General features: G+C 39.0%; 20 protein-coding genes, 9 tRNA genes and 3 rRNA genes. 2 read left to right on the top strand and 30 right to left on the bottom strand.

The features are described from left to right. Positions 1-45 precede the first annotated feature (45 nt). A complete protein-coding gene (locus ACWV26_RS18045; RefSeq protein WP_455896058.1) occupies positions 46-1,986 on the top strand; it encodes an ABC-F family ATP-binding cassette domain-containing protein in 1,941 nt (646 codons plus the stop codon). A 406-nt stretch (positions 1,987-2,392) separates the two neighbouring features. Here ACWV26_RS18045 and tsaD read toward each other — a convergent pair whose 3' ends face one another. The 27 genes from tsaD to acpS all read right to left on the bottom strand — a co-directional run bounded on the left by tsaD (position 2,393) and on the right by acpS (position 20,426). After that, positions 2,393-3,415: a tRNA (adenosine(37)-N6)-threonylcarbamoyltransferase complex transferase subunit TsaD gene (gene tsaD / locus ACWV26_RS18050; RefSeq protein ID WP_455896059.1), complete on the bottom strand. Its 1,023-nt coding sequence runs from the start codon at positions 3,413-3,415 to the stop codon at positions 2,393-2,395. Further along, positions 3,415-3,858 (bottom strand): ribosomal protein S18-alanine N-acetyltransferase, encoded by a 444-nt coding sequence (gene rimI / locus ACWV26_RS18055; RefSeq protein ID WP_455896060.1) that lies wholly within the window; start codon positions 3,856-3,858, stop codon positions 3,415-3,417. Before rimI ends, tsaD begins: the two co-directional genes overlap by 1 nt. 8 nt (positions 3,859-3,866) lie before the next feature. Further along, complete coding sequence (gene tsaB, locus ACWV26_RS18060; RefSeq protein WP_455896061.1) at positions 3,867-4,571, bottom strand: tRNA (adenosine(37)-N6)-threonylcarbamoyltransferase complex dimerization subunit type 1 TsaB; 705 nt, start codon at positions 4,569-4,571, stop codon at positions 3,867-3,869. Continuing rightward, positions 4,568-5,020 carry a tRNA (adenosine(37)-N6)-threonylcarbamoyltransferase complex ATPase subunit type 1 TsaE gene (gene tsaE / locus ACWV26_RS18065; protein WP_455896062.1) on the bottom strand — a complete coding sequence of 151 codons (453 nt, stop codon included), beginning with the start codon at positions 5,018-5,020 and terminating at the stop codon, positions 4,568-4,570. Before tsaE ends, tsaB begins: the two co-directional genes overlap by 4 nt. A gap of 141 nt (positions 5,021-5,161) precedes the next feature. Continuing rightward, a tRNA-Asp gene (locus tag ACWV26_RS18070) sits at positions 5,162-5,238 on the bottom strand. A gap of 306 nt (positions 5,239-5,544) precedes the next feature. Beyond that, a 5S ribosomal RNA gene (gene rrf / locus ACWV26_RS18075) occupies positions 5,545-5,661 on the bottom strand. Between the two features lie 67 nt (positions 5,662-5,728). Next, positions 5,729-8,658: ribosomal RNA gene (locus tag ACWV26_RS18080) — 23S ribosomal RNA — on the bottom strand. Positions 8,659-8,839: 181 nt separating this feature from the next. Next, positions 8,840-10,387 (bottom strand): 16S ribosomal RNA (locus ACWV26_RS18085). Together the 16S, 23S and 5S rRNA genes with 9 tRNA genes alongside form the textbook arrangement of a ribosomal RNA operon. 150 nt (positions 10,388-10,537) lie before the next feature. Next, positions 10,538-10,611: transfer RNA gene (locus tag ACWV26_RS18090), tRNA-Gly, on the bottom strand. Between the two features lie 35 nt (positions 10,612-10,646). Further along, positions 10,647-10,723, bottom strand: a tRNA-Arg gene (locus ACWV26_RS18095). Positions 10,724-10,740: 17 nt separating this feature from the next. Then, positions 10,741-10,827: transfer RNA gene (locus tag ACWV26_RS18100), tRNA-Leu, on the bottom strand. A 58-nt stretch (positions 10,828-10,885) separates the two neighbouring features. Beyond that, positions 10,886-10,961, bottom strand: a tRNA-Lys gene (locus tag ACWV26_RS18105). 23 nt (positions 10,962-10,984) lie between these two features. Then, a tRNA-Gln gene (locus tag ACWV26_RS18110) sits at positions 10,985-11,059 on the bottom strand. A 7-nt stretch (positions 11,060-11,066) separates the two neighbouring features. Next, positions 11,067-11,143, bottom strand: a tRNA-Asp gene (locus tag ACWV26_RS18115). A 7-nt stretch (positions 11,144-11,150) separates the two neighbouring features. Next, positions 11,151-11,225: transfer RNA gene (locus ACWV26_RS18120), tRNA-Glu, on the bottom strand. A gap of 4 nt (positions 11,226-11,229) precedes the next feature. Beyond that, positions 11,230-11,306, bottom strand: a tRNA-Asn gene (locus tag ACWV26_RS18125). A 99-nt stretch (positions 11,307-11,405) separates the two neighbouring features. Beyond that, positions 11,406-11,861 (bottom strand): SprT family protein, encoded by a 456-nt coding sequence (locus tag ACWV26_RS18130; protein ID WP_455896063.1) that lies wholly within the window; start codon positions 11,859-11,861, stop codon positions 11,406-11,408. A gap of 47 nt (positions 11,862-11,908) precedes the next feature. After that, complete coding sequence (locus ACWV26_RS18135) at positions 11,909-14,080, bottom strand: Tex family protein (protein ID WP_455896064.1); 2,172 nt, start codon at positions 14,078-14,080, stop codon at positions 11,909-11,911. Positions 14,081-14,192: 112 nt separating this feature from the next. Next, a complete protein-coding gene (sigB, locus tag ACWV26_RS18140; RefSeq protein WP_455896065.1) occupies positions 14,193-14,966 on the bottom strand; it encodes an RNA polymerase sigma factor SigB in 774 nt (257 codons plus the stop codon). Beyond that, entirely contained in the window at positions 14,944-15,414 is a 471-nt protein-coding gene (rsbW, locus tag ACWV26_RS18145) for an anti-sigma B factor RsbW (protein WP_455896066.1), read from the bottom strand. Before rsbW ends, sigB begins: the two co-directional genes overlap by 23 nt. Then, positions 15,401-15,748 (bottom strand): STAS domain-containing protein, encoded by a 348-nt coding sequence (locus ACWV26_RS18150; protein ID WP_455896067.1) that lies wholly within the window; start codon positions 15,746-15,748, stop codon positions 15,401-15,403. The genes rsbW and ACWV26_RS18150 overlap by 14 nt, the downstream gene beginning before the upstream one ends. Before the next feature lie 194 nt (positions 15,749-15,942). After that, positions 15,943-16,350, bottom strand: coding sequence for an anti-sigma regulatory factor (locus ACWV26_RS18155; RefSeq protein WP_455896068.1), 408 nt, complete (start codon positions 16,348-16,350; stop codon positions 15,943-15,945). A 288-nt stretch (positions 16,351-16,638) separates the two neighbouring features. Then, on the bottom strand, positions 16,639-16,989 hold the full coding sequence (locus tag ACWV26_RS18160) for a type II toxin-antitoxin system PemK/MazF family toxin (RefSeq protein ID WP_455896069.1): 351 nt from the start codon (positions 16,987-16,989) through the stop codon (positions 16,639-16,641). A 4-nt stretch (positions 16,990-16,993) separates the two neighbouring features. After that, complete coding sequence (locus tag ACWV26_RS18165) at positions 16,994-17,275, bottom strand: transcriptional regulator (protein WP_455896070.1); 282 nt, start codon at positions 17,273-17,275, stop codon at positions 16,994-16,996. Positions 17,276-17,461: 186 nt separating this feature from the next. Further along, on the bottom strand, positions 17,462-18,583 hold the full coding sequence (gene alr, locus ACWV26_RS18170) for an alanine racemase (protein WP_455896071.1): 1,122 nt from the start codon (positions 18,581-18,583) through the stop codon (positions 17,462-17,464). A 66-nt stretch (positions 18,584-18,649) separates the two neighbouring features. Then, positions 18,650-20,017 carry a LolA family protein gene (locus ACWV26_RS18175; protein ID WP_455896072.1) on the bottom strand — a complete coding sequence of 456 codons (1,368 nt, stop codon included), beginning with the start codon at positions 20,015-20,017 and terminating at the stop codon, positions 18,650-18,652. 55 nt (positions 20,018-20,072) lie between these two features. After that, entirely contained in the window at positions 20,073-20,426 is a 354-nt protein-coding gene (gene acpS, locus ACWV26_RS18180; protein WP_455896073.1) for a holo-ACP synthase, read from the bottom strand. A 68-nt stretch (positions 20,427-20,494) separates the two neighbouring features. Between acpS and ACWV26_RS18185 the strand changes: the two genes are divergently transcribed. Further along, positions 20,495-21,106: a rhomboid family intramembrane serine protease gene (locus tag ACWV26_RS18185; protein ID WP_455896074.1), complete on the top strand. Its 612-nt coding sequence runs from the start codon at positions 20,495-20,497 to the stop codon at positions 21,104-21,106. 133 nt (positions 21,107-21,239) lie between these two features. On the opposite strand, the gene ACWV26_RS18190 is transcribed toward ACWV26_RS18185, so the two are convergent. From ACWV26_RS18190 to ACWV26_RS18200, 3 genes are all read right to left on the bottom strand, one after another. Next, positions 21,240-22,760, bottom strand: coding sequence for a PH domain-containing protein (locus ACWV26_RS18190; RefSeq protein WP_455896075.1), 1,521 nt, complete (start codon positions 22,758-22,760; stop codon positions 21,240-21,242). Beyond that, complete coding sequence (locus ACWV26_RS18195; RefSeq protein ID WP_455896076.1) at positions 22,753-23,232, bottom strand: PH domain-containing protein; 480 nt, start codon at positions 23,230-23,232, stop codon at positions 22,753-22,755. Before ACWV26_RS18195 ends, ACWV26_RS18190 begins: the two co-directional genes overlap by 8 nt. Before the next feature lie 247 nt (positions 23,233-23,479). Further along, complete coding sequence (locus tag ACWV26_RS18200) at positions 23,480-25,003, bottom strand: DEAD/DEAH box helicase (RefSeq protein ID WP_455896077.1); 1,524 nt, start codon at positions 25,001-25,003, stop codon at positions 23,480-23,482. Positions 25,004-25,238 lie beyond the last annotated feature (235 nt).

Raw genomic sequence — 25,238 nt, forward strand, 5'->3', positions numbered from 1 at the left:
CATGAGTGTCTTCCTATAAACTAGGATTGAACTGAGGTGTCTAATATGATCGTTTTACAGGTCAATCAATTATATAAATCTTATATTGCTGATGAAATTTTAAGCGGTGTGAAACTTGAAGTTCAACACCGAGATCGCGTTGCTCTAGTGGGTCGTAATGGTGCTGGAAAATCAACACTATTAAAAATAATCGCTGGCCAGCTGTCATATGATTCTGGTGATATCATTATGCCAAAAGATATTCACCTAGGCTATTTAGACCAACATGCAGGATTAGAATCTAATCTAACAATTTGGGAAGAAATGATGACTATTTTTGAGCCATTAAAGAAACAAGAACAAAAGCTTCGGCAACTAGAACTCGAAATGGCTAATCCTGCAATATTCGAAAATAAAGAAGCAACCGCGAAAGTTATGGCTGAATATGATCAGCTTCAACATGATTTTAAAGAACAAGGTGGCTATCAATATGAAGCCGATACGCGTTCAATATTGCACGGTATGCAATTCTATCCTGATAGTTATGGCCAGAAGATTTCTTCACTTTCTGGTGGTCAAAGAACTCGTTTAGCACTTGCGAAGTTGTTATTAAGCAAACCTGAACTACTTATTCTAGATGAACCGACTAACCATTTAGATATTGAAACATTAAGTTGGCTTGAAAATTTCTTAAAGAATTACGATGGCGCGGTATTAATTGTATCTCATGATCGCTACTTCTTAGATCAAGTTGTTTCTATTGTATATGAAGTTTCCCGTCATCATGTTAAAAAATTCTCAGGTAATTATAGTGCATATTTAGATCAAAAAGCGAAAAACTATGAACGAGACCGCAAAATGTATGAAAAACAACAAGATGAAAAAGCGAAACTGGAAGACTTTATTCAAAAAAACATCGCCCGTGCATCATCAACGAAGATGGCACAAAGTCGTCGCAAAGTTTTAGAAAAAACTGAGTGGATGGATTCACCAGATGGCGACGAAAAATCTGCTACCTTCACATTTGAAATTGAGCGCCAAAGCGGAAACGATGTTCTTTCTATTAATGATTTAACAATTGGTTATGGTGATACTGCTATATCTAAGAATATTCAAATGCGTGTATACCGTGAAGATCGCATTGCACTTGTTGGTCCCAATGGAGTTGGTAAATCTACATTATTAAAAACAATTGTCAAAGACAAGTCTTCTCTTACAGGCGATATCTCGTATGGAACGAATGTTCAAATTGGTTACTACGATCAAGAACTAGCGAAACTAACTAGTAATAAATCGGTCTTAAAAGAAATTTGGGACGAGTGGCCATTAATGAGCGAAAAAGATATTCGTACTGTACTTGGACGTTTCCTTTTTTCTGGGGATGATGTAGATAAACAAGTGTATGACTTATCTGGAGGAGAAAAAGCAAGATTATCTTTAGCTAAGTTAATGCTTCAAAAATCAAATCTACTTATTCTTGATGAACCTACGAACCATTTAGATTTAGATAGCAAAGAGGTTTTAGAAAACGCACTGGTTGGTTATCCAGGAACTATTCTCTTCGTATCACATGACCGTTATTTTATCAATCGTATCGCTACTAAAGTTATTGAACTTTCAAATGAAGGAACAACAGAATATCTCGGAGATTATGATTACTATATCGAAAAGAAAAAAGAGCTTGAGGAAATCGCTGCAGAAAAGATGGCCACAATTCCTCAAAATACAGTAGTAGTTTCAAAAAAACAAAAGAGTACACAAATTGATAAAGAAGCGAAGAAAAAGGAACGTAAAATAAGAAGACGTATTGAGGAAATTGAAGAAGCAATAAACCTTTTTGATTATCAGATTAAAGGGATTGAGGAAAAGCTTTGTGACCCGGAAATCTTCCAAAATCACGAAAAGGTACTAGAACTCCAAAACGAACTTGATCATCTGAAAGACCAACATGAAGAAGTTGAAATGGAATGGCTTGAATTAAACGAACAACTAGAAGAGTTTGAATAACTTAACATAGGAATGGCTACTTTATTATGTGGAAAATCACTTTTAAAGTAGCCTTTTTCAATTATACATAGAGTATAGAATGCGAATTTCGACAAAATTTTGTCGTATTAAGGTATAACTTGTCTATATATTGGTCAATAATAAATTTTTAACCTCTTTTTTTCCACAAAATTATACACAACTAACTTGCTGCTATATTAAGGATAAATGCACTTTTCCACATTATCCACAATTTTTTATTGAGTTATGCACAATTAAATGTGCAAAACCCAATACTATATATAGTAAACGCACATGTTTTCCACAGGTTATCCACAAACTGTGGATTATTTTCGAATTTTCTTATAATTTAATACAAAAAAGAGACTTTCGCAAAAGTTCGAAAGCCTCTTTCTGTGCATAACTTTTAATCATACCATGAAGTTAATTCCATGCCTGGTCGACCGTTTAGTGTTAAATCGCTTCGTTTTCCTGCTTTAAACATGGATGTACCGGCAGCTGCAATCATTGCTGCATTATCTGTACATAATTTTAAAGGCGGTACATAAAAAGGTATACCCTCTTTTTGGAATGCTTCTTCTAATGATGCTCGTAATCCTTTATTTGCAGAGACACCACCAGCTGCAATCACTTGTTTTACTTTAAATTCTCGTGCTGCTCTTAGCGTTTTTGCAGTTAATACTTCTACTACACTATCTTGGAACCCTTTTGCAACATGCATTGGATTTATTTCTTCTCCGCGTTGATCTGCATTATGTTTATAATTAATAACAGCTGATTTTAAACCACTGAAACTAAAATCATATGAATTATGATCTAACCAAACGCGTGGAAAGTCTACTGCACCATCACTTTCATGTGCTAATTGATCAATTTTTGGGCCTCCAGGATACGGAATGTTAAGCACCCTTGCAACTTTATCGTAGGCTTCACCAGCTGCATCGTCACGTGTCTCACCAATCAATTCGAAATGACCATCCGCTTTCATCAACACAAGCTCAGTATGTCCACCTGATACAACTAATGCTAACAATGGAAATTCCATTGGTTGAATTAGTGCATTAGCATAAATATGACCTGCAATATGGTGTACTCCCACTAGTGGTAAATTATTTGCAAAAGCAAAAGCTTTAGCTGCATTAATCCCAATCAATAATGCGCCAACAAGTCCGGGTCCTTCTGTGACACAAACAGCGTCCAAATCTTCAGGTGTCATATCTGCTTGTTTTAATGCTTCTTCAATAACAATAGTTACTTGTTCTACATGATGTCGTGAAGCAATTTCGGGTACTACTCCACCAAAACGTTTATGGCTCTCAATTTGAGATGCTACTACATTCGAAACAATCTCATGACCATTTTTCACTATGGAAGCAGCTGTTTCATCGCAACTACTCTCAATGCCTAATATATATAGTTCTTTTTCCATTATAAATTCACCCACATGACAAGAGCGTCCTCTTGGTTATCAGTATAATAGCCTTTACGAACTCCACCTTCTTGAAATCCAAGTTTTCGATACAGGTTTTGAGCAACAATGTTGGATACACGAACTTCTAAGCTCATAATCACTACATCACGTTCTTTTGCTATACGAATCGCTTCTCGCATTAAACCTTCACCTGTACCTTTCCCCCTACCAGCAGGGAGTACGGCTACATTCGTAATTTGGCTTTCATCTAAAACAATCCACATGCCACAAAAGCCGATAATTTCATCTGTTTCGTCCACAGCAACGACGTAGGTGGCTTGTGTATTGGTTGTCATTTCATGATAAAAAGCGTCTAGTGTCCATGGCGTAGCAAAAACTGCTTCTTCAATGCCATGTACTGCCTCTACATCTTCAATCGTCATTTGTCGATACGTAATCATCAGCTCACCTATTGTTTTCCATTTTGTTCTTTTAACCAGTTGGCTTCAGCTTCTGCTAAACGACAATATGTTGGAACAAAAGTATGTGTTGCCTCTATAGACGGTAATTCTTGTTGTTCGGCCAATTGAATAAGCTTTGCTGCATCTGGTAAATCTAGCGTATACGGTGCTCTTAGTGCTTGCTCGCCCAATTCTTGTTGAATTAGTTGCCAGAAGTGATCTACATCATGGCCAACAAAAATAACTGGTTGACCTAGTCGTTCTAATTTTTCTAATAAGCTCATCATACTATAATGCCCATCTTCTACAACAGTTTCAAGCCCTTTTGTTGCGTTAAAAGCTGCTGCATAAACATTTTGACGTCTTGCATCGATTAATGAACAAATAACTCCTTTAAACATAAAAGCGTTTGCCGCAAGCACTTTCAAGCTTGAAACACCCACTAAAGGTTTTTGTAATGTCCAAGATAACGTCTTTGCAATAGTAACGCCTATACGCACACCTGTATAAGAACCAGGTCCTTTGCTTACTGCAATTGCATCAATCTCTTTTGGAGAAATATTCACTTTTTTAAATATATGCTCAATAGCAGGCATAACACCTGCAGAGTGGTTTACTCTGATGTTTGTAACTTCGCTTGCGATTACTTGTCCATCCTTTACTATTGCAATAGCTAAAGGAGAATTCGCTGTATCTATTCCTAACCAAATCATTTCATTAACTCCTCACACAACCGTTCGTAATGTATTCCGATTGGTTTCAATAAAAATCTTCTTGAATGTTCATCAATACGCTCAATTATAATCTCTAAACGCTCAGGTGGCAGGTCTTGTTCAATTAAATGAGCCCATTCTACGACAGTTACAGCTTCCCCATAGAAAATCTCATCCCACCCAAGATCTTCATCGCTATCTGCTAAACGATAAACGTCTAAATGATTAAACGGTAGTCGACCCTCGTATTGTTTTAATATCGTGAAAGTTGGGCTATTAACTGTACGTTTAATACCTAGACCTTTTGCTAAGAATTGCGTAAATGTAGTCTTCCCAGCACCAAGATTTCCTTCCAAAGTAATTGTATCTTGTGCTTCAAGTAATTTAGCAAGTTTCAATGCTAATCGGTTTGTTTCATCTAAAGAAGCAACTCTAATTTCCAATGTCATAGTCTTCGTCCTCTCAAATTCACACTACCTATAGTTTACCTAAAGCAATGAAAATGTTCAAAGTGAACGAGTTGAAATCATTCAGACATAAAAAAATAACACAGCTGTTTAGCTGTGTTTGCATTTACATTTAACCTAAAATGGCGGTCCGGACGGGACTCGAACCCGCGACCTCCTGCGTGACAGGCAGGCATTCTAACCAGCTGAACTACCGGACCATAATTTTTAGCCAAGAATTATTATAACAGGTATTTTATTAAATTAGCAAATTATTTATAGAATTGACAGATTTATTTGCTCATTTTGAGTGCGTTTGCTCTTTAGAGTTTTTAAGCTTAATTGAAAGTTTTATATACTTCTCGAAATGCTTTTTTGGCTATCTTGATTAATAGAGTTATTGTCTGTGATATTTATATAACACGTTTCAGTAGTAGCTTATATTCGTAATAATGCTATAAATAAACTTAATAATATTAACAAAGATCAAAAAAGCACAACTATTAACTAGTTGTGCTTTAATGTGTGCCTAGCAATGTCCTACTCTCGCAGGGGGACAGCCCCCAACTACCATTGGCGCTAAAGAGCTTAACTTCTGTGTTCGGCATGGGAACAGGTGTGACCTCTTTGCCATCATTACTAGACTATTTATAAAGAAAGAATTGTTCTTTCAAAACTGGATAAACCTTATTGAAGTTCTTAAAATAACGTTTGGTTAAGTCCTCGATCTATTAGTATTCGTCAGCTCCATGTGTCACCACACTTCCACCTCGAACCTATCTACCTTGTCGTCTTCAAGGGATCTTACTTACTTGCGTAATGGGAAATCTCATCTTGAGGGGGGCTTCATGCTTAGATGCTTTCAGCACTTATCCCGTCCACACATAGCTACCCAGCGATGCTCTTGGCAGAACAACTGGTACACCAGCGGTGTGTCCATCCCGGTCCTCTCGTACTAAGGACAGCTCCTCTCAAATTTCCTACGCCCACGACGGATAGGGACCGAACTGTCTCACGACGTTCTGAACCCAGCTCGCGTACCGCTTTAATGGGCGAACAGCCCAACCCTTGGGACCGACTACAGCCCCAGGATGCGATGAGCCGACATCGAGGTGCCAAACCTCCCCGTCGATGTGGACTCTTGGGGGAGATAAGCCTGTTATCCCCGGGGTAGCTTTTATCCGTTGAGCGATGGCCCTTCCATGCGGAACCACCGGATCACTAAGCCCGTCTTTCGACCCTGCTCGACTTGTAGGTCTCGCAGTCAAGCTCCCTTGTGCCTTTACACTCTGCGAATGATTTCCAACCATTCTGAGGGAACCTTTGGGCGCCTCCGTTACTCTTTAGGAGGCGACCGCCCCAGTCAAACTGTCCGCCTGACACTGTCTCCTACCCCGATATAGGGGTACGGGTTAGAATTTCAATACAGCTGGGGTAGTATCCCAAGGACGCCTCCACCGAAGCTGGCGCTCCGGTATCTCAGGCTCCTACCTATCCTGTACAAGCTGTACCAAAATTCAATATCAGGCTACAGTAAAGCTCCACGGGGTCTTTCCGTCCTGTCGCGGGTAACCTGCATCTTCACAGGTACTATAATTTCACCGAGTCTCTCGTTGAGACAGTGCCCAGATCGTTACGCCTTTCGTGCGGGTCGGAACTTACCCGACAAGGAATTTCGCTACCTTAGGACCGTTATAGTTACGGCCGCCGTTTACTGGGGCTTCGGTTCTCACCTTCGCTTACGCTAAGCAATCCCCTTAACCTTCCAGCACCGGGCAGGCGTCAGCCCCTATACGTCACCTTACGGTTTTGCAGAGACCTGTGTTTTTGCTAAACAGTCGCCTGGGCCTATTCACTGCGGCTCTCTCGGGCTTGCACCCTACTAGAGCACCCCTTCTCCCGAAGTTACGGGGTCATTTTGCCGAGTTCCTTAACGAGAGTTCTCTCGCTCACCTTAGGATTCTCTCCTCGACTACCTGTGTCGGTTTGCGGTACGGGCACCTCCTACCTCGCTAGAGGCTTTTCTTGACAGTGTGAAATCAGGAACTTCGCGGTAAACCGCTCGCCATCATAGCTCAACGTTATAGAGAGCGGATTTGCCTACTCTCACGCCTTACTATTTAGACGCACATAACCAACAGTGCGCTTACCCTATCCTACTGTGTCCCCCCATTACTCAAATGGTAGGGAGGTGGTACAGGAATATCAACCTGTTATCCATCGCCTACGCCTATCGGCCTCGGCTTAGGTCCCGACTAACCCTGAGAGGACGAGCCTTCCTCAGGAAACCTTAGTCATTCGGTGGATGGGATTCTCACCCATCTTTCGCTACTCATACCGGCATTCTCACTTCTAAGCGCTCCACCAGTCCTTCCGGTCTGACTTCACAGCACTTAGAACGCTCTCCTACCACAGACATCATAGATGTCTATCCACAGCTTCGGTGAATTGTTTAGCCCCGATACATTTTCGGCGCAGCGTCACTCGACCAGTGAGCTATTACGCACTCTTTAAATGGTGGCTGCTTCTGAGCCAACATCCTGGTTGTCTAAGCAACGTCACATCCTTTTCCACTTAACAATTACTTTGGGACCTTAGCTGGTGGTCTGGGCTGTTTCCCTTTTGACTACGGATCTTATCACTCGCAGTCTGACTCCCGTGCATAAATCATTGGCATTCGGAGTTTGTCTGAATTCGGTAATCCGGGATGGACCCCTAGTTCAAACAGTGCTCTACCTCCAAGATTCTCTATCACGAGGCTAGCCCTAAAGCTATTTCGGAGAGAACCAGCTATCTCCAAGTTCGATTGGAATTTCTCCGCTACCCACACCTCATCCCCGCACTTTTCAACGTGCGTGGGTTCGGGCCTCCAGTAAGTGTTACCTTACCTTCACCCTGGACATGGGTAGATCACCTGGTTTCGGGTCTACAACCACATACTCATTCGCCCTATTCAGACTCGCTTTCGCTACGGCTCCGTCTTTTCAACTTAACCTTGCATGTAATCGTAACTCGCCGGTTCATTCTACAAAAGGCACGCTATCACCCATTAACGGGCTCTAACTACTTGTAGGCACATGGTTTCAGGATCTCTTTCACTCCCCTCCCGGGGTGCTTTTCACCTTTCCCTCACGGTACTGGTTCACTATCGGTCACTAGAGAGTATTTAGCCTTAGGAGATGGTCCTCCCAGATTCCGACGGAATTTCACGTGTTCCGCCGTACTCAGGATCCACTCAGGAGAGAATGAACTTTTGACTACAGGACTGTTACCTTCTTCGGTAGGTCTTTCCAAACCGCTTCGTCTAATTCATTCCTTTGTAACTCCATATAGAGTGTCCTACAACCCCAAGAGGCAAGCCTCTTGGTTTGGGCTGTTCCCGTTTCGCTCGCCGCTACTAAGGGAATCGAAATTTCTTTCTCTTCCTTCAGGTACTTAGATGTTTCAGTTCCCTGAGTCTGCCATCATGACGCTATGTATTCACGTCAAGATACTATTCCATTACGAATAGTGGGTTTCCCCATTCGGAAATCTCCGGATCAAAGCTTACTTACAGCTCCCCGAAGCATATCGGTGTTAGTGCCGTCCTTCATCGGCTTCTAGTGCCAAGGCATCCGCCATGCGCCCTTAATAACTTAACCTATAAGTTATTAAGCCTAAAAATTTAAAACTTAATATAAAAAAATGTGTTACTTAAGAATTTTTCAATGTCGTTTTATCCAGTTTTCAAAGAACAATGTTTTGAAAGCGATGAGCCTTCAAAACTGAACAGCAAGCGTTAATCTTAGAGAACCACGTTCTCTATTCCGAAATATTCCTTAGAAAGGAGGTGATCCAGCCGCACCTTCCGATACGGCTACCTTGTTACGACTTCACCCCAATCATCTATCCCACCTTCGGCGGCTGGCCCCAAAAGGTTACCTCACCGACTTCGGGTGTTACAAACTCTCGTGGTGTGACGGGCGGTGTGTACAAGGCCCGGGAACGTATTCACCGCGGCATGCTGATCCGCGATTACTAGCGATTCCGGCTTCATGTAGGCGAGTTGCAGCCTACAATCCGAACTGAGAACGGTTTTATGAGATTAGCGTGCTCTCGCGAGTTAGCGACTCTTTGTACCGTCCATTGTAGCACGTGTGTAGCCCAGGTCATAAGGGGCATGATGATTTGACGTCATCCCCACCTTCCTCCGGTTTGTCACCGGCAGTCACCTTAGAGTGCCCAACTAAATGATGGCAACTAAGATTAAGGGTTGCGCTCGTTGCGGGACTTAACCCAACATCTCACGACACGAGCTGACGACAACCATGCACCACCTGTCACCAATGTCCCCGAAGGGAAAACTCTATCTCTAGAGCGGTCACTGGGATGTCAAGACCTGGTAAGGTTCTTCGCGTTGCTTCGAATTAAACCACATGCTCCACCGCTTGTGCGGGCCCCCGTCAATTCCTTTGAGTTTCAACCTTGCGGTCGTACTCCCCAGGCGGAGTGCTTAATGCGTTAGCTGCAGCACTAAGGGGCGGAAACCCCCTAACACTTAGCACTCATCGTTTACGGCATGGACTACCAGGGTATCTAATCCTGTTTGCTCCCCATGCTTTCGCGCCTCAGCGTCAGTTACAGACCAGAAAGTCGCCTTCGCCACTGGTGTTCCTCCAAATCTCTACGCATTTCACCGCTACACTTGGAATTCCACTTTCCTCTTCTGCACTCAAGTCTCCCAGTTTCCAATGACCCTCCACGGTTGAGCCGTGGGCTTTCACATCAGACTTAAGAAACCACCTGCGCGCGCTTTACGCCCAATAAATCCGGACAACGCTTGCCACCTACGTATTACCGCGGCTGCTGGCACGTAGTTAGCCGTGGCTTTCTAATAAGGTACCGTCAAGGTACGTTCATTTCCTAACGTACTTGTTCTTCCCTTACAACAGAGTTTTACGATCCGAAAACCTTCATCACTCACGCGGCGTTGCTCCATCAGACTTTCGTCCATTGTGGAAGATTCCCTACTGCTGCCTCCCGTAGGAGTTTGGGCCGTGTCTCAGTCCCAATGTGGCCGATCACCCTCTCAGGTCGGCTATGCATCGTCGCCTTGGTAGGCCGTTACCCCACCAACTAGCTAATGCACCGCGGGCCCATCCTGTAGTGACGCGAAAGCGCCTTTCAACATTTCACCATGAAGTGAAATGGATTATCCGGTATTAGCTCCGGTTTCCCGAAGTTATCCCAGTCTACAGGGCAGGTTGCCCACGTGTTACTCACCCGTCCGCCGCTAAATCAGAGGAGCAAGCTCCTCGTCATTCGCTCGACTTGCATGTATTAGGCACGCCGCCAGCGTTCGTCCTGAGCCAGGATCAAACTCTCCATAAAAGTAAAGTTTGAAAGCTCATTAGCTTTGCTAGCGCATCATCAAAGATGATGTCTATTGTTTGTCCTTGTCACTAACAAAAGTTAGCAAACAAGGTTTATTGATTAACGTCTTGCTTGTTCAGTTTTCAAGGTTCATATAATTTCATAATTTGGAGCGGGTGAGGAGAATCGAACTCCCGACAACAGCTTGGAAGGCTGTGGTTTTACCACTAAACTACACCCGCAAAAAAGGTTTTAGTTAATAATGTTTTTAAAATTATGGTGCGCCCAGCAGAAGTCGAATCCACAACCTTCTGATCCGTAGTCAGACGCTCTATCCAGTTGAGCTATGGGCGCATATTAAATTATTTTCTTGGTGCGATCGAGAGGACTTGAACCTCCACCGAGTTAACCCCGACTAGGCCCTCAACCTAGCGCGTCTGCCATTCCGCCACGACCGCATTATTCTTATCGGTATAAATTATTATAAAATATCTTTTTACCAATGTCAAGAAAAAATGGTGAGTCATGCAGGATTCGAACCAGCGACCCTCTGATTAAAAGTCAGATGCTCTACCAACTGAGCTAATGACTCGTAGCTGAAATAACAAAAGAAAATGGCTGGGGTACCTGGATTCGAACCAGGGCATGACGGAATCAAAATCCGTTGCCTTACCGCTTGGCTATACCCCAATAAAAATGGCGGTTCGGACGGGACTCGAACCCGCGACCTCCTGCGTGACAGGCAGGCATTCTAACCAGCTGAACTACCGAACCATTGAAATGGTGACCCCTACGAGATTCGAACTCGTGTTACCGCCGTGAAAGGGCGGTGTCTTAACCGCTTGACCAAGGGGCCAATATGGCTCCGAAGGCAGGACTCGAACCTGCGACCCTCTGATTAACAGTCAGATGCTGCTACCAACTGAGCTACTTCGGAATAACCTTCATTTGTTTGTCGCTTCAATGTCTTATCATCTTGTCGACTTTTACTATTATAAAGAGTTAAATCGTAATCGTCAAGAGTTTTTATAAAAAATTATTTTTTTAATATAAGGTTGCCTAAACACTTGCTACAACGATACTTTGCAGTATTCATTCGAATCTTACGATGATAATTTGCCCCACATTTGACGCAAATATACGTATATCTATTACTAATACTCCTTCTTTTTCCACCATCTAAATTTGCACAAAAGCGAGGAGCATTTGTTTTTTTCAATAGCATTCTAAAATCTGCATCTCTATGCTGATACCCCTTACCTTCTAAATGAAGATGGTAATGACATAGTTCATGACGAATGATTCCTTTTACTTCTTCAAGACCATATTGTTCATATGCTTTGGGGTTAATTTCAATATTATGAGATTGTAATAGATAGCGCCCCCCTGTTGTACGAAGTCTTTTATTGAAATAAGCTTTGTGTTGAAACGGCTTTTGAAATTCTTGCTCTGAAATTGTACAAACTAATTTATGTAAATCACAATCCTTCATAGTCTACCTCCTATAAAAAAACAATACCCCACATAAGTGGGATACTGCTAGTCTAATTCAATAATTTGTTGTTCGGGAGGAAGCATTGTTAAAGAGATTCTACCTTTACCCGCTTCTACTTTGTCTACCCAAACGGTAACTATATCACCTAAAGCTACAACATCTAGCGGATGCTTTACATAACCTTTTTTTAATTTTGAAATGTGTACAAGTCCATCTTGTTTTACCCCTATGTCAACAAATGCTCCAAAGTCAACAACATTACGCACTGTACCTTGTAGCTCCATTCCAGTTTGTAAATCTTCCATTTTCAATACATCTTTTTTAAGTAATGGTTGAGGAAACGCATCACGTGGATCTCTTGAAGGTTTCATAAGTGAATCAATTACATCTTTTAATGTTATTTCCCCTACTTCCCATTTCTTACTTAAATCAGTGATATTTAATGTACCGATGGATTGCTCCGCCTCGCGTGTACCAATATGTTCTTTATCGATATGAGCTGCTTCTAAAATTTGTTTTGCCAAATCATAGCTTTCCGGATGGATTGCAGTGGCATCTAGTGGGTTTTTGGCATTTGGGATACGTAGAAATCCTACCGCTTGTTCATAAGTTTTGGCACCTAATCTTGGTATTTTCTTTAACTGAGTACGTGCTGTAAACTTACCGTTTTCACTTCGAACCTTAACGATGTTCTCTGCAACAGTTTTGGATAAACCGGACACGTATTGTAGAAGTGAAGGGGATGCTGTATTTACATCTACACCGACTTGGTTTACCGCTGTTTCAACAATAAAAGTTAACGACTCTTCAAGTTTCTTTTGAGAAACATCATGTTGATATTGGCCTACACCTACTGCTTTCGGATCAATCTTTACTAGCTCTGCTAGAGGATCTTGTAATCGTCTTGCAATTGAAACAGCGCTTCGTTGCTCAACATGCAAATCTGGAAATTCCTCACGTGCAACTTCAGATGCAGAGTAAACACTAGCTCCTGCTTCACTTACAATTACATAAGACGCATCACTATGCGACTCCTTTAAACACTCAGATACAAATTGTTCTGTTTCACGAGATGCTGTACCATTTCCAATTGCAATAATTGAAATCGGATAACGATTCAAAATATCATTAAAAGTCTTTTTCGATTTTTCTACATCACCTTTTGCAGTATGAGGATAAATCACTGATATTTCTAACATTTTACCCGTGTCATCTACAACCGCAAGTTTACAACCTGTCCTATAAGCTGGGTCTACTCCTAGTACGTATTGGCCATTCATAGGAGGTTGAAGCAATAAATTCCTTAAGTTTTCAGAGAAAATATGAATAGCCTGCGCTTCTGCCTTTTCGGTAAGTTCATTACGTATTTCTCGTTCAATAGATGGCTGAATCAAACGTTTATATGCATCTTCAATAGCTGAATCAACTTGTGATACAGCCGGAGAAGAGGTTGCTGGAATCCATTCATTACGCATTATTTGAGTCACTCGTTCAATAGGTACTAAAATATTCACTTTGAGAATATCTTCTTTTTCACCACGATTAATCGCTAAAGTGCGATGTGGCACGATTTTATTAACGGGCTCTTCGTATTCATAGTACATTTCAAATACCGATTTCTCATCTTGTTCTGCGTTTTTAACAGCAGTTTGGATTTTACCTTGTTGCCATGAAATTTTACGGATTTTTTCGCGAATAGCTGCGTCATCTGCAAATCGTTCCGCTAATATATCATTTGCACCTTGAAGTGCTTCCTCTATATTTTCAACTTTTTCAGAAAGAAAAGGAGTAGCCAACTCTTCTAGAGACGTTTTTCCGAAAACCATTAATTGGTCAGCTAAAGGTTCTAAGCCCTTGTCTTTTGCAATTGTGGCCTTTGTACGTCGTTTTTGTTTATATGGGCGATATAAGTCTTCAATTCGCTTTAGAATTGTTGCTGCGTTAATTTCTTTAGCTAGTTCTTCTGTTAACTTGCCTTGTTCATTGATTAAACGGAGAACTTCCTGTTTTCGTTGTTCTAATTGTTGAATATAGTGATATCGATCTTCGATTGCCTTTATTTGCACCTCATCCAATGATCCTGTAGCTTCTTTTCGATAGCGGGCTATAAAAGGGACTGTATTAGAAGCTTCAAGTAATTGAATAACTTGCTCCACTTGATGCGTACGAATCCCAACTTCTGAGGCGATTAATTGATACATTTTTTTGTCGTCCATTCGTTCACTACCTTTCTTTTGTCTTCCCTATTTTACCATAGAGGAATTTTATTCTTCTTCTAGAAACACAAAAAAACCTGTCCCATTACAGAACAGGTAATTACTTTATGGTTTAAGATGGTGAGGCTATAGCATCTTGCAATTTTCTAATGGCCCCACGTTGTAGTCGTGAAACATGCATCTGTGATATACCAAGAATTTCGCCAGCTTCTTTTTGACTCAGTTGTTCAATATATGTAAGCTTTATAACATTTTTTTCTTTTTCCGATAGCACCTTCATAGCTTCTTTTACTATGATGCGTTGGTCTGTCTTTTCAAACTCATTGTCTTCTTCCCCAATAATATCAAACAATGTGGATGAACTCTCATCATTACCTGATTCAACCGGTCGATCCATTGATAACGCTTGATAGCTTCGGCTCATTTCCATTGCTTCCAATACATCTTCTTCTTCAACTTCTAAATAAGCAGCTATTTCAGAAATAAGGGGAGACCGTTGGGATTCGGTCGTAAGATATTCTATTGCAGCTTTAATTTTAGGTCCTAATTCTTTTATACGTCTAGGTACATGTACATCCCAAGTTTTATCTCTTAAATAACGTTTAATTTCACCGATAATCGTAGGTACTGCAAAAGCTTCAAAACTCCGACCAAAGGAAGAGTCAAACCTTCTAATCGCACCAAGTAGGCCAATCATTCCCACTTGATAGATGTCATCATAGTAAGAGCGTCCGCTAGAGTATTTACGCGCAATCGATTCAACCAAATATTGATAGTGCTTCACTATCTTCTCTTGGCAGTCTTTATCTTCATTCTCTTGGAATTGATGAATTAACTCTAAAATTTGCTCTTTTGACTTCAAATTAGAAGGAGATTGTTTCCACATGGTCATTCACCTGCTCTCGAGAAACATATTTAGTCATGAAAACAGTTACACCATTGTCGTTTAACACCTTCACTTCATCCATTAGGCTTTCAATAAGATATAGCCCTAATCCTCCTTCGCGGATAAATTGAATATCATCATCTTCGTGATAAGGTCCTACTTTTTCTTTGATTTCCTCATATTTAAAACTTTGCCCATAGTCTGAAACCATGATTTCTAACTTATCTTTATATAATGCACAGCCAATTATCACTTCGCCATATTCTTCCTCAGAATAAGCATGTTGGATTGCATTTGTAATTGCTTCACTAGAGGCAATTTTCAAGTCCTCGATATCATCATATGAAAAGCCTAAACGATTAGCTAAACCAGAAATAGCTAGCCTAGCAACACCAACAAACTGAGTTTTAGCAGGGACACGCATTTCAAAATAATCAAATTCTTTCATTGTTTGTTGTCACCTTTCCAACTTGTTCAATATTCATAATTTCACTTAAACCTGTTATATCGAAAAGTCTTTTTAATCGGTTAGAGAATCCAGTCAGCTTAATTTCACCTTCGTTTGCAACTACATTTTTATAAAATGTCACAATAACTCCAAGTCCTGTACTATCCATATAATTTACATTTGAAAAATCCAACTCAATTTTAATTCCATTTTGAATTTTCACGGTTTCCAATTTTTCTCGTAAAATAGGAGCTGTATAAGCATCTATTTCTCCACTAACGATTCCCTGTATAGTATCGCTATCTTTTGTTGATATATCTATATTAAAATCCAATTCAATCCCTCCTAATTGATAGCCGTTAAACAGATATGCCGAATTCAGGCAATATTGTTTTTATAAAAACGCATAAAATATCCTTCGTATAACAAGCAACAACAGTTATATACCCGCAATTCAACTTCATTAATCTAGGAAAATATTCATAATTTTGTATATAGTTAAAAAGAACTGCATTAATATGGAATATATTATCCACTTGAATTAAGCCATTTTTTTATTGTAACAGTCGTCCCCTTATTCAATTCAGTTTCTATATCAAATTCATCCATTAATCGTTTCACACCCGGTAAACCTGCACCTAGTCCCTGCGATGTGGAATATCCCTCTTGCAACACAAGTTCTACATTTGGAATACCCGGTCCAGAATCTGAAGCAATAATACATATCCCTACAGAAGATCCTTTTGTGATTTTTGTTATGTGAATTTTACCTTGTTCGGCATACAAATAAATATTACGGGCTAATTCACTGATGGCAGTGATAATTTTAGCTTGAGCTATCATATCAAAACCAATTGATTTAGCCTTCTTGCGACCTAACTGACGTGCGGTAACAATATCCCACTTTGTCAAAATATCTAGAGAAGACTCTTCCATCTCAAATTCTCCCCCCAAACTCTTAAGTATTTACCTTTAATCATTATTACGATAGGTTAAAACCTTCATATATCTCAATCTTTTTATAAACAATTATTTTTTGGATAAATCATCATAGTTACTATTAAACTACCTACTTTTTCTAATTGTATAATATATTAACTGACATTACACTGTTATTTTCGTAATATTTTACCTTAAACCATTGGATAAATATTCCTAAAATTTTATCTATGGAAAAACAAAAACACCAGAAATACAATTCTGGTGTTTCAATATGTATGCTATCTAAAATTTTAAAAGGCCAAGGCTAATTGCTAAAGCTTCTTCTACTTTTTCCATTAACGGACCATCTAGTTGCGTGATTTTATCAGTTAATCTTGATTTGTCAATTGTCCGCAATTGTTCTAACAAAATAACTGAATCTCTTTCAAATCCATATTTTTTTGCATCGATTTCTACATGAGTTGGAAGTTTTGCCTTTTGAATTTGTGCAGTGATTGCTGCAATAATTACTGTAGGACTAAACCGATTACCAATATCATTTTGAATTACCAGTACGGGCCTGGTGCCACCTTGCTCAGACCCAACTACTGGTGATAAATCTGCAAAAAAAACGTCACCACGTTTAACGTTCAAGTTTTCATCCTCCGCTTACGAGTCGCTCCACCATATGTTCCGCTTCATACTCAACATGTAAGCATTCACTACATATAGATAAGTTAATCTGTGACATTTCTACATATCCTTTAACCATTGCTTCTCGCATGTGATTTTTTTGTTTTGTATGCATATATCTTTTCGTAGGTATATAAACGATTTCATTCTTAATTTTAGTTATTTGTTTATAAGCTTGTTCAATATTCTCAGAAACCATCCGCTCCGGCATCTGAATAAGAACTTCTTCTGATCCTTTTTCACTCACGGCCAACACCTCCAAAAAACCATCACCTTTTATACCACTTTACCTACTATCCTAACATTAAAATAATTCATTGAAAAGACAGAATCAGTAAGTATTTGACATAAGCGTTGATTTTTTTCTGAATTTGTCGACAAGTAAAGATTATTTTTCATAGTATGAAGAATAAATAAAAAACATATCCCAGAACTACTCTTCATATACTCTTGGTACTCTTGAAGAAAGCATACATGGTATTTCATATACAATCGTGTTAAGTCTATCTGCCCATTCTTGAATGCGAATTTCTTCTTGTTGCTGTTTGCCAATTAAAACAACTTTTTGTCCAATTGCCATTTCGCGAGGTAATTTAATCATACATTGATCCATGCAAACTCTTCCGATAATAGGTGCTCGCATTCCATCAACTAATACTTCCTGACCGGATAGCCCACGATTAACACCATCAGCATAACCTACTGGTATTGTACCTACCCATTCTTCTTGTTGCGCTACATATGTACCGCCATAGCTGATTGTATCACCTTTAGCAATTTTCTTTACATACACTAGCTCACTTTCTAAAGATAAAGCTGCATGCAATTCATAAGGTAAATTCTTTTCGACATATGGTGATGGTGCAAGACCATACATTGAAATACCAAATCTTACAGCATCAAACTGAACATTTTCTTTAACCAATGAAGCGGCAGTATTTGCTGCGTGTACCAGGCGAGGTTTCACCGGTAATGTTGCTACTAATTCTTTAAATAGTTCTAATTGATGATCAAACTGAACCGTATTCTCTTCATCTGCAGTAGCAAAATGAGTGAAAATACCATCCACCTCTATATTATTTGCCAAAATTATTGCATCATATACAGCTCTTAATTCTTTTTCTGTTCGAACACCAATCCGACCCATACCACTATCTACTTTTAAATGTACTTTTAATGGTTTTTTAAAGTCTGTGGATGTTTTTGATACTTCATTAATCCATTCGGGAGTAAAAACGGTAAGTATAATATTATTCTCTGCAGCAAATGGTGCAAAGCTTTCAGGAACTGCGCCTAATATCAATATAGGAGTACCTTCAATAGCTTCTCTTACATGCAGTGCCTCTTCAGGTGTTGCAACTGCTAACATTGTTGCTCCAGAATCTATTGCAGCCCTTGCAACTTGTATATCACCATGACCGTAAGCATTTGCTTTTACAACTGCTATAATTTCAACATCTGCATGCAAATGCTTACGGAGATTTTCTATATTATAACGAATTGCTGATAAATCAATAATAGCTTTAGTGGGACGAAATTCTTGATGATAGTTCATATTTTCTTACCTTCTTATTTGTTTTTTTCTATTATCGTCCCAGATAAAGCTTTGGTCAATCATTAGTTACTTCACTTCTCCATTCACCATTGAAGATGCAACTTCGATTAGTTCATCCTTACTTAAATCGTTTGATGCGATAAAGAATGAAATACCATCGGCTTCCCAACTAATTGAATTATCTGTGATTGCACCAATTGTAAATCCTAAATCAGCAGGGTCACCAGGTGAGAATACCGGAATAAACAATTGTTCTGCTTTTGTTACTTTTTCTTGGATGATTGTAAAGCTCTTATCACCTTCAAATGATAAGATTTTACGTGTACCAGAATCCATTTGTAAAGACTCTTCATCTTTTAGTTTCACGTTATTCCATTTTTCTAATACAGGATAATGTGTTTTAAAGTCACCAGAATCAGCTGCTGTACTTGTTGAATCTTCAGTTGTAGTCACATTTTGATCTGCTGAGGTCGCAATTGTTCCATCATTTGTTGTAGTATTACCCTCTTCGTTAGTTAACGATTGACTATCTTCTGTAGTAGAGCCACTTGTAGATTGTGATGCGTCACTAGCACTCTCGTCCGTAGCTTGCCCATCTTTTGATTGTTCACTTGTTGCGTTCTCGCCTGTTGTTTGCTCTTCACTTGATGTTGTTGTTTGCTCTTCACTAGATGTTGTTGTTTGCTCACTTGTTGCTGCCTTGTCACTTGATTCCTCGCTTGTTGTTACTTGGTTATTAGCTCCTTGATCTGCCTTTTCCGCTGATGTTGTATCTTTCTTAGACTCAGCTTTTGTATCGCTTGTCTTTGTAAAGTCCTCAATTGAATAATCAGAAGCCTTCTTAGCTACACCAAGTGTTATCTTCTTAAATGTAATACGAATTTGTTCTTCATTTGCATCGTTTAAAACGATAACTTTTGTAGGCAATAGCGTCTTTTTGTCAATATAAACTTGTTGAGTCGGAAGCATTTTCGAGTGATTATTACGTGTCTTCGCTTTGAAGATATAAGCATTTTTTGTTTCTTTCATTTCCGCTGTTTTGTCTGAAGCTAAATCGTCTGCTAAAGCATTAATTAAATACCCTTGGCTGTTTTGCTTTGGCCAATCACTTTGGAATTTGTACGTCTTTTTCAAAGATGGTGTCACTACAAATACGCCATCTTCGTTTCGAATGATCATTTGTGATGTGTCTTGACCCTCTTCAGATACTGCAACACGATAAAATTCAGGCTTAGTATGCCATACATCTACATCATACTTTTTGGCATCACCAGTTGTTTTGATTTCCATGACAGCTTTTACTTCATATCCTTTGGCTGAAGTCCATTTCTTGCTTGTCTTTTTAACAATATCCTCTTTTGAATTCGATCCACAAGCCACTAACATTAATACTGCCGTAATACAAATGAGTCCTATAGTGAGAAATTTTCGCAAAATCCCATCCTTTCTACATTTTCCGTTAGAGTATCCTATGAACGAGCTTTAAAATTTATGCGAGCAGTATTACTTGAGCGGCCGCATATTCTTTTGAGTGAGTAATGCTTACAAACCCTTGAACAATTTCCTTTTTGAAATATAAAATCGGTTGACCCTGATTATTTGGCAAGATTTCTATATCCTGTAATGCACACCCCTTTCCAATTCCTGTCCCATTCGCTTTTGAGAATGCTTCTTTAGCTGAAAATCTTCCTGCTAGAAATTCTAGTTGCCTTCTTGTCTTTAACTGATTGAAAATTTTTAGCTCTCTTGGTGTTAAAACTCTTTCTTTAAATCGCGGGCTAAGATCATTTGCTTTCATTATTCTTGATATTTCTACGATATCGAGTCCAATTCCTTTTATCACTTTTGCTTCTCCTTCCATTCAGCTAATAAAACAATGTATAATAATCATATTAAAATCGAGGTGAATACATGTTTAATCGTACAGAAAATCTTTCGCAGTACATAAGACTATATCCTGTTATCTCGCTACTTGTTGCTATCAATATTATTATTTATCTAATTGGTCTAATTCCGCCAATTGGATCCAATATCATTAATATGGGTGCATCTGTAAATTTCCTAATTGCAGATGGTGAGTATTGGAGACTGATTACATCTATGTTCATACACGGTGGGTTTTTTCACTTACTTTTCAATATGTTCTCGTTATATGTATTTGGTCCAGAACTAGAACGTATCGCTGGTAAGCTTAGATTCTTTACCATTTACTTTGTATCTGGGATTATGGGAAATGTTGTTTCATTTCTGATACAGCCACCTAACTATGCAAGTGTAGGGGCAAGTGGCGCGATCTTCGGTATATTCGGTGCATTCGTAGCATTAGTTTACTATACAAGAAAAACAATGCCACAACTTAAACAAATAATTATGCCCATTATTGTAATCTCAGTTATTATGTCTTTCTTACAATCTGATGTGAATGGTACAGCTCATATTATCGGGCTTATTACCGGTCTAATTATTGGATTGTTTGATTTCCATCCAAAACGGGTTTTAAGATGGCTTAAAAAGAAAAAATAATGGATAAAGGAGTTGTCCAAGATACTTTTAGGACAACTCCTTTGCTACTAGTATTTCAATAGGAGCTTTTGCTTTTGCAGATTTTAGAGGCTGTCCTGAAAGTCCTTAAAGACTTTTAAGAAAGCCTCTCTTTTTATTCTTTTACACGACGTAAAGAATTAGGTTCATACCATCCAAAGGTTTCTTCCATCTCTAACAAATCAAAATGTTGGATTTTACAATTGTTACCTGTTGAACCTGACATAATATAAACGGTTATTGTTGCAAGGTCTTTCCTTTTTGCAAAGTAACTTTGTGAAAGGGACATAGTTTGTATTCTCTTTTTTAATGTCACAAAAGTATTTCTGCTAATCCCCCTGTATATAATCATAAGTTGGTTATTATTTAAAGAATAGCCTGCACTATGGTGTTGCCAAAGGCCAATTAATAAAGCTACAGGTAGTATAAGTAAGGACCATAACCCATATGGAAAAGCAAAGTAACTAACGATTACAGTTATAGGTGCAAGCCAATACACATTCTTAAACATGTATCGAAACATCGCTCTCTTAGGTGCTCCGTTAATAGAAGGCTCCAATTGAATTTCTGGAAATAGATTCTTCAAAATAGTCAATCCCTGCTTTTTTTTCACAAGGGGAATTAGAACAATCTTTTGATCGTCTTCTTCTCCAGAATTACCAGCACTCTCCAGAACAATCGTAGCATAGCCAAAAAGTTGCCTAAATGGGTTTTCTATAATCCTAATTCCTTGAATTCTTTTCAATGGAATAGTCAAACGTTTTTTCTCTAATAATCCTTTCGAGATAAAGAGCTTATCTTCCTCTTTTTCTACGATAAATCCATAATTATTTAAAAAGGTAAGAGCAACAGATAATAGCCATGCAATCAATAACACGATTAAACTTAAAATTATAATAATCAGCAATCCAAATTTCATGAACGCTTGGAACTCACCATATAACCGCTCATATGGTATCCAGTCATTAAACTGTGATGAAATAGCTGCAATACCTGAAAATACAACACCAATACCACTAGATGTAGTTGCTAACACCAATAAATCTTTTTTGGACATACGATGAATGACGGAGCGTGGAATTTCTCGTTCCTTTAGATCTCTATCAACCTCAACTAACAAATCTTCAGCCACATTCTGAGTAACTGTTTGCCCCCGCTCCCGCTTTGCCTTCTTCATCTCTTGTTCAATCATTGTAGCTTGTTCACGTGTTATAGCGATTAAATTTGCCTCTGCCTCACCGCCACTATCAGCTGCTGTTTCAATACTCACTTTAACAAGTTTAAACGGACGATGGAGGATTCCTTCTTTATAATTTAAGCTTTGAATACGTTCAAATGGAATATAACGCTTTTTCTTCACAAAGAATCCATATTCAATTCTGAGCTCTTCTTCCTCAAACCAATAGACAAAACGTTTCCAATTAATATAAGAAACAATTAGTAGAATCGTGATAATTAAAAGAATAATACAGGAGGAAATAATGGTTTCTGTAAAATGCTTGCTATCAGGATTTAATGTATAGTGAAATCCTTTTCCTAAAAAGATAAAAGCTAGTGGTATAACAAAGTTCTTAAGACTAGAAAAAAAACTAACTACAACAGTAATAGGATGTAAATGATTCACTTCTCTAGACATCATCTTCAGCCACCCTTGCTAATTCCGAAATACGAATCCGTAATTGATCAGCTTCCGCTACAGATAACGCTGGTATCGTATGAGTTGTTGCTGCGGTAGAAATTGAAATACTTGCTAACTTATAGTGTTTCAAAATTGGACCTTGTGAGGTATCTACGTGTTGAACACGTACCATAGGGACAAGTGTCCTTCTTACAATAAATAATCCCTGTTGTATATCGATTTCTTGCTCTCTTACTTCATATCGCCAATGATTCCAACGGATTTTCGGAAATAAATATATGGAAAAGAACATATCAATTAACACGATTACAAAACTAATACCGTAAATCCATTTAGGCCAATCGAAGATATAAGTTAATACACATGCAGTCACTGCAAGCAATATTAATATGGTCACTCCAAAAACAGCATGAATGCGCCACACCTTTAGCCCCCTTTTTGAAATATGATATTTTGGTTGTGAAGTCATATTAAAACCCCTTTTCCTATGTATACAAGCATACGGTACTAAAATAGAGTGGTTATTTAATGTGATTATTGTTCCTTAATTTATGCCTATATTTATATTCTATATACGTTTGGACAAGTTGATAGTTTCAATTTTATAGGATTTGTTTCAAACATGGACTCTTAACGGACAAATAAGAATATAAAAAAATAAGCATTTACAAATTGATTCCTCAATTTGTAAATGCTTTTGTAATCATGCAGACAAGTTAGTCTTCGCTACGACGAGGTTGACGTCTGCCACCTTCGCGACGTCCCCCTTCACGACGGCTGCTGCTATCACGACGATTATTACGATCGCTACTACGGCGTCCACCACGTTCGCCACGATTGTTACTGCCACCGCGTCCACCACGAGAACCACCGCGATTTCCACCACGGTTGTTGCCACCATGATTTGATGAACGACGCATTGGTAATGGACGTTCTTCAGTTATTTTAATTGGTGTATCATCAGGTTCTTTTGTTAATGATTTAAGTGCTGCAGCAACCAAATCCACTGCATCATGGCTTGCTAATAACTCTTCAGCCATTCCACGGTAATCACTCAAATGATTCTTTTCAACAAGTTCTTTTAATTGTTCTACAGCTAATGCTTGTTGACCAACTAATGCTTCATCTGCAGTAGGTGGCTTTAATGGAGTCATACGTTTTTTCGTTGTTTCTTCTACGATACGTAAATAGCCCATCTCACGAGGTGTAACGAATGTTACTGCAAGTCCTGATTTTCCGGCACGACCTGTACGTCCAATACGGTGAACATAAGATTCTGGATCTTGTGGAATATCGAAATTGTATACATGAGTAACACCTGAGATATCCAATCCACGTGCAGCAACGTCTGTTGCAACTAAGATATCAATTTTGTTTTCCTTAAATTGACGCAAAACAGAAAGACGTTTTGATTGGCTTAAATCCCCATGAATTCCTTCTGCAAGATATCCACGAATATTAAGTGCATGTGCTAACTCATCCACACGGCGCTTAGTACGACCAAACACGATTGCAAGTTCTGGTTGATGCACATTTAAAAGACGTGATAAGACATCGAATTTCTCGCGTTCTTGTGCTTTTACGAAATACTGATCGATATTTTCTACTGTCATCTCTTTTGACTTAATTTTAACGAGTTCTGGGTCTTTCATGAAAGTTTCAGCAATTTTACGAATTGGTGCTGGCATTGTTGCAGAGAACAATAGTGTTTGGCGTTCTGCTGGCACGTTTTCTAAAATTGTATTGATATCTTCAATGAAACCCATGTTTAACATTTCATCTGCTTCATCAAGGACAAGTGTTTCTACGTTTTCAAGTTTTAATGTGTGACGTTTAATATGATCTAGAATACGACCTGGAGTACCTACGATAATTTGTGGTTTGTTTTTAAGTGCACGAATTTGGCGACTAATATCTTGTCCACCATATACTGAAAGAATGCGTGCGCGTTTATCGTAACCAATTTTATGAAGTTCTTCTGAGCTTTGAATCGCTAATTCGCGAGTAGGGGCAATAATAAGAGCTTGTACCACAGGATTTTTAGGATCTACTTTTTCGATTAGTGGTATACCGAAAGCAGCAGTTTTACCAGTACCAGTTTGCGCTTGGCCAATAATATCGCGGCCTTCTAACGCATACCCAATAGTACCTTCTTGGATTGGTGTTGCTTCTTCAAATCCCATACGTTTTAGGGATTTTTGTGTAGAAGCGCTAATATTTAATTCTGAAAAATTTGTCAAACTTCTCATTCTCCTTCTTTGCTTATGCATTTGACAAATGGTTACATTTTCAGATGAAAATAGGGCAAATCGAGCCTTATGTTAGGAACGTTTCCGTTACTTATTATATCTCTACAAAAGAATAGAGGAATTTTATATAAAAAGGAAAGCCCGGTCTTTGCCGAGCGGTTCAACTCTCATGTGATTCACACATGAAATATAGAATAAACCGTAATGTTCAAAAAAAAGTACCCTC

The organism is Rummeliibacillus sp. JY-2-4R (assembly GCF_053847205.1).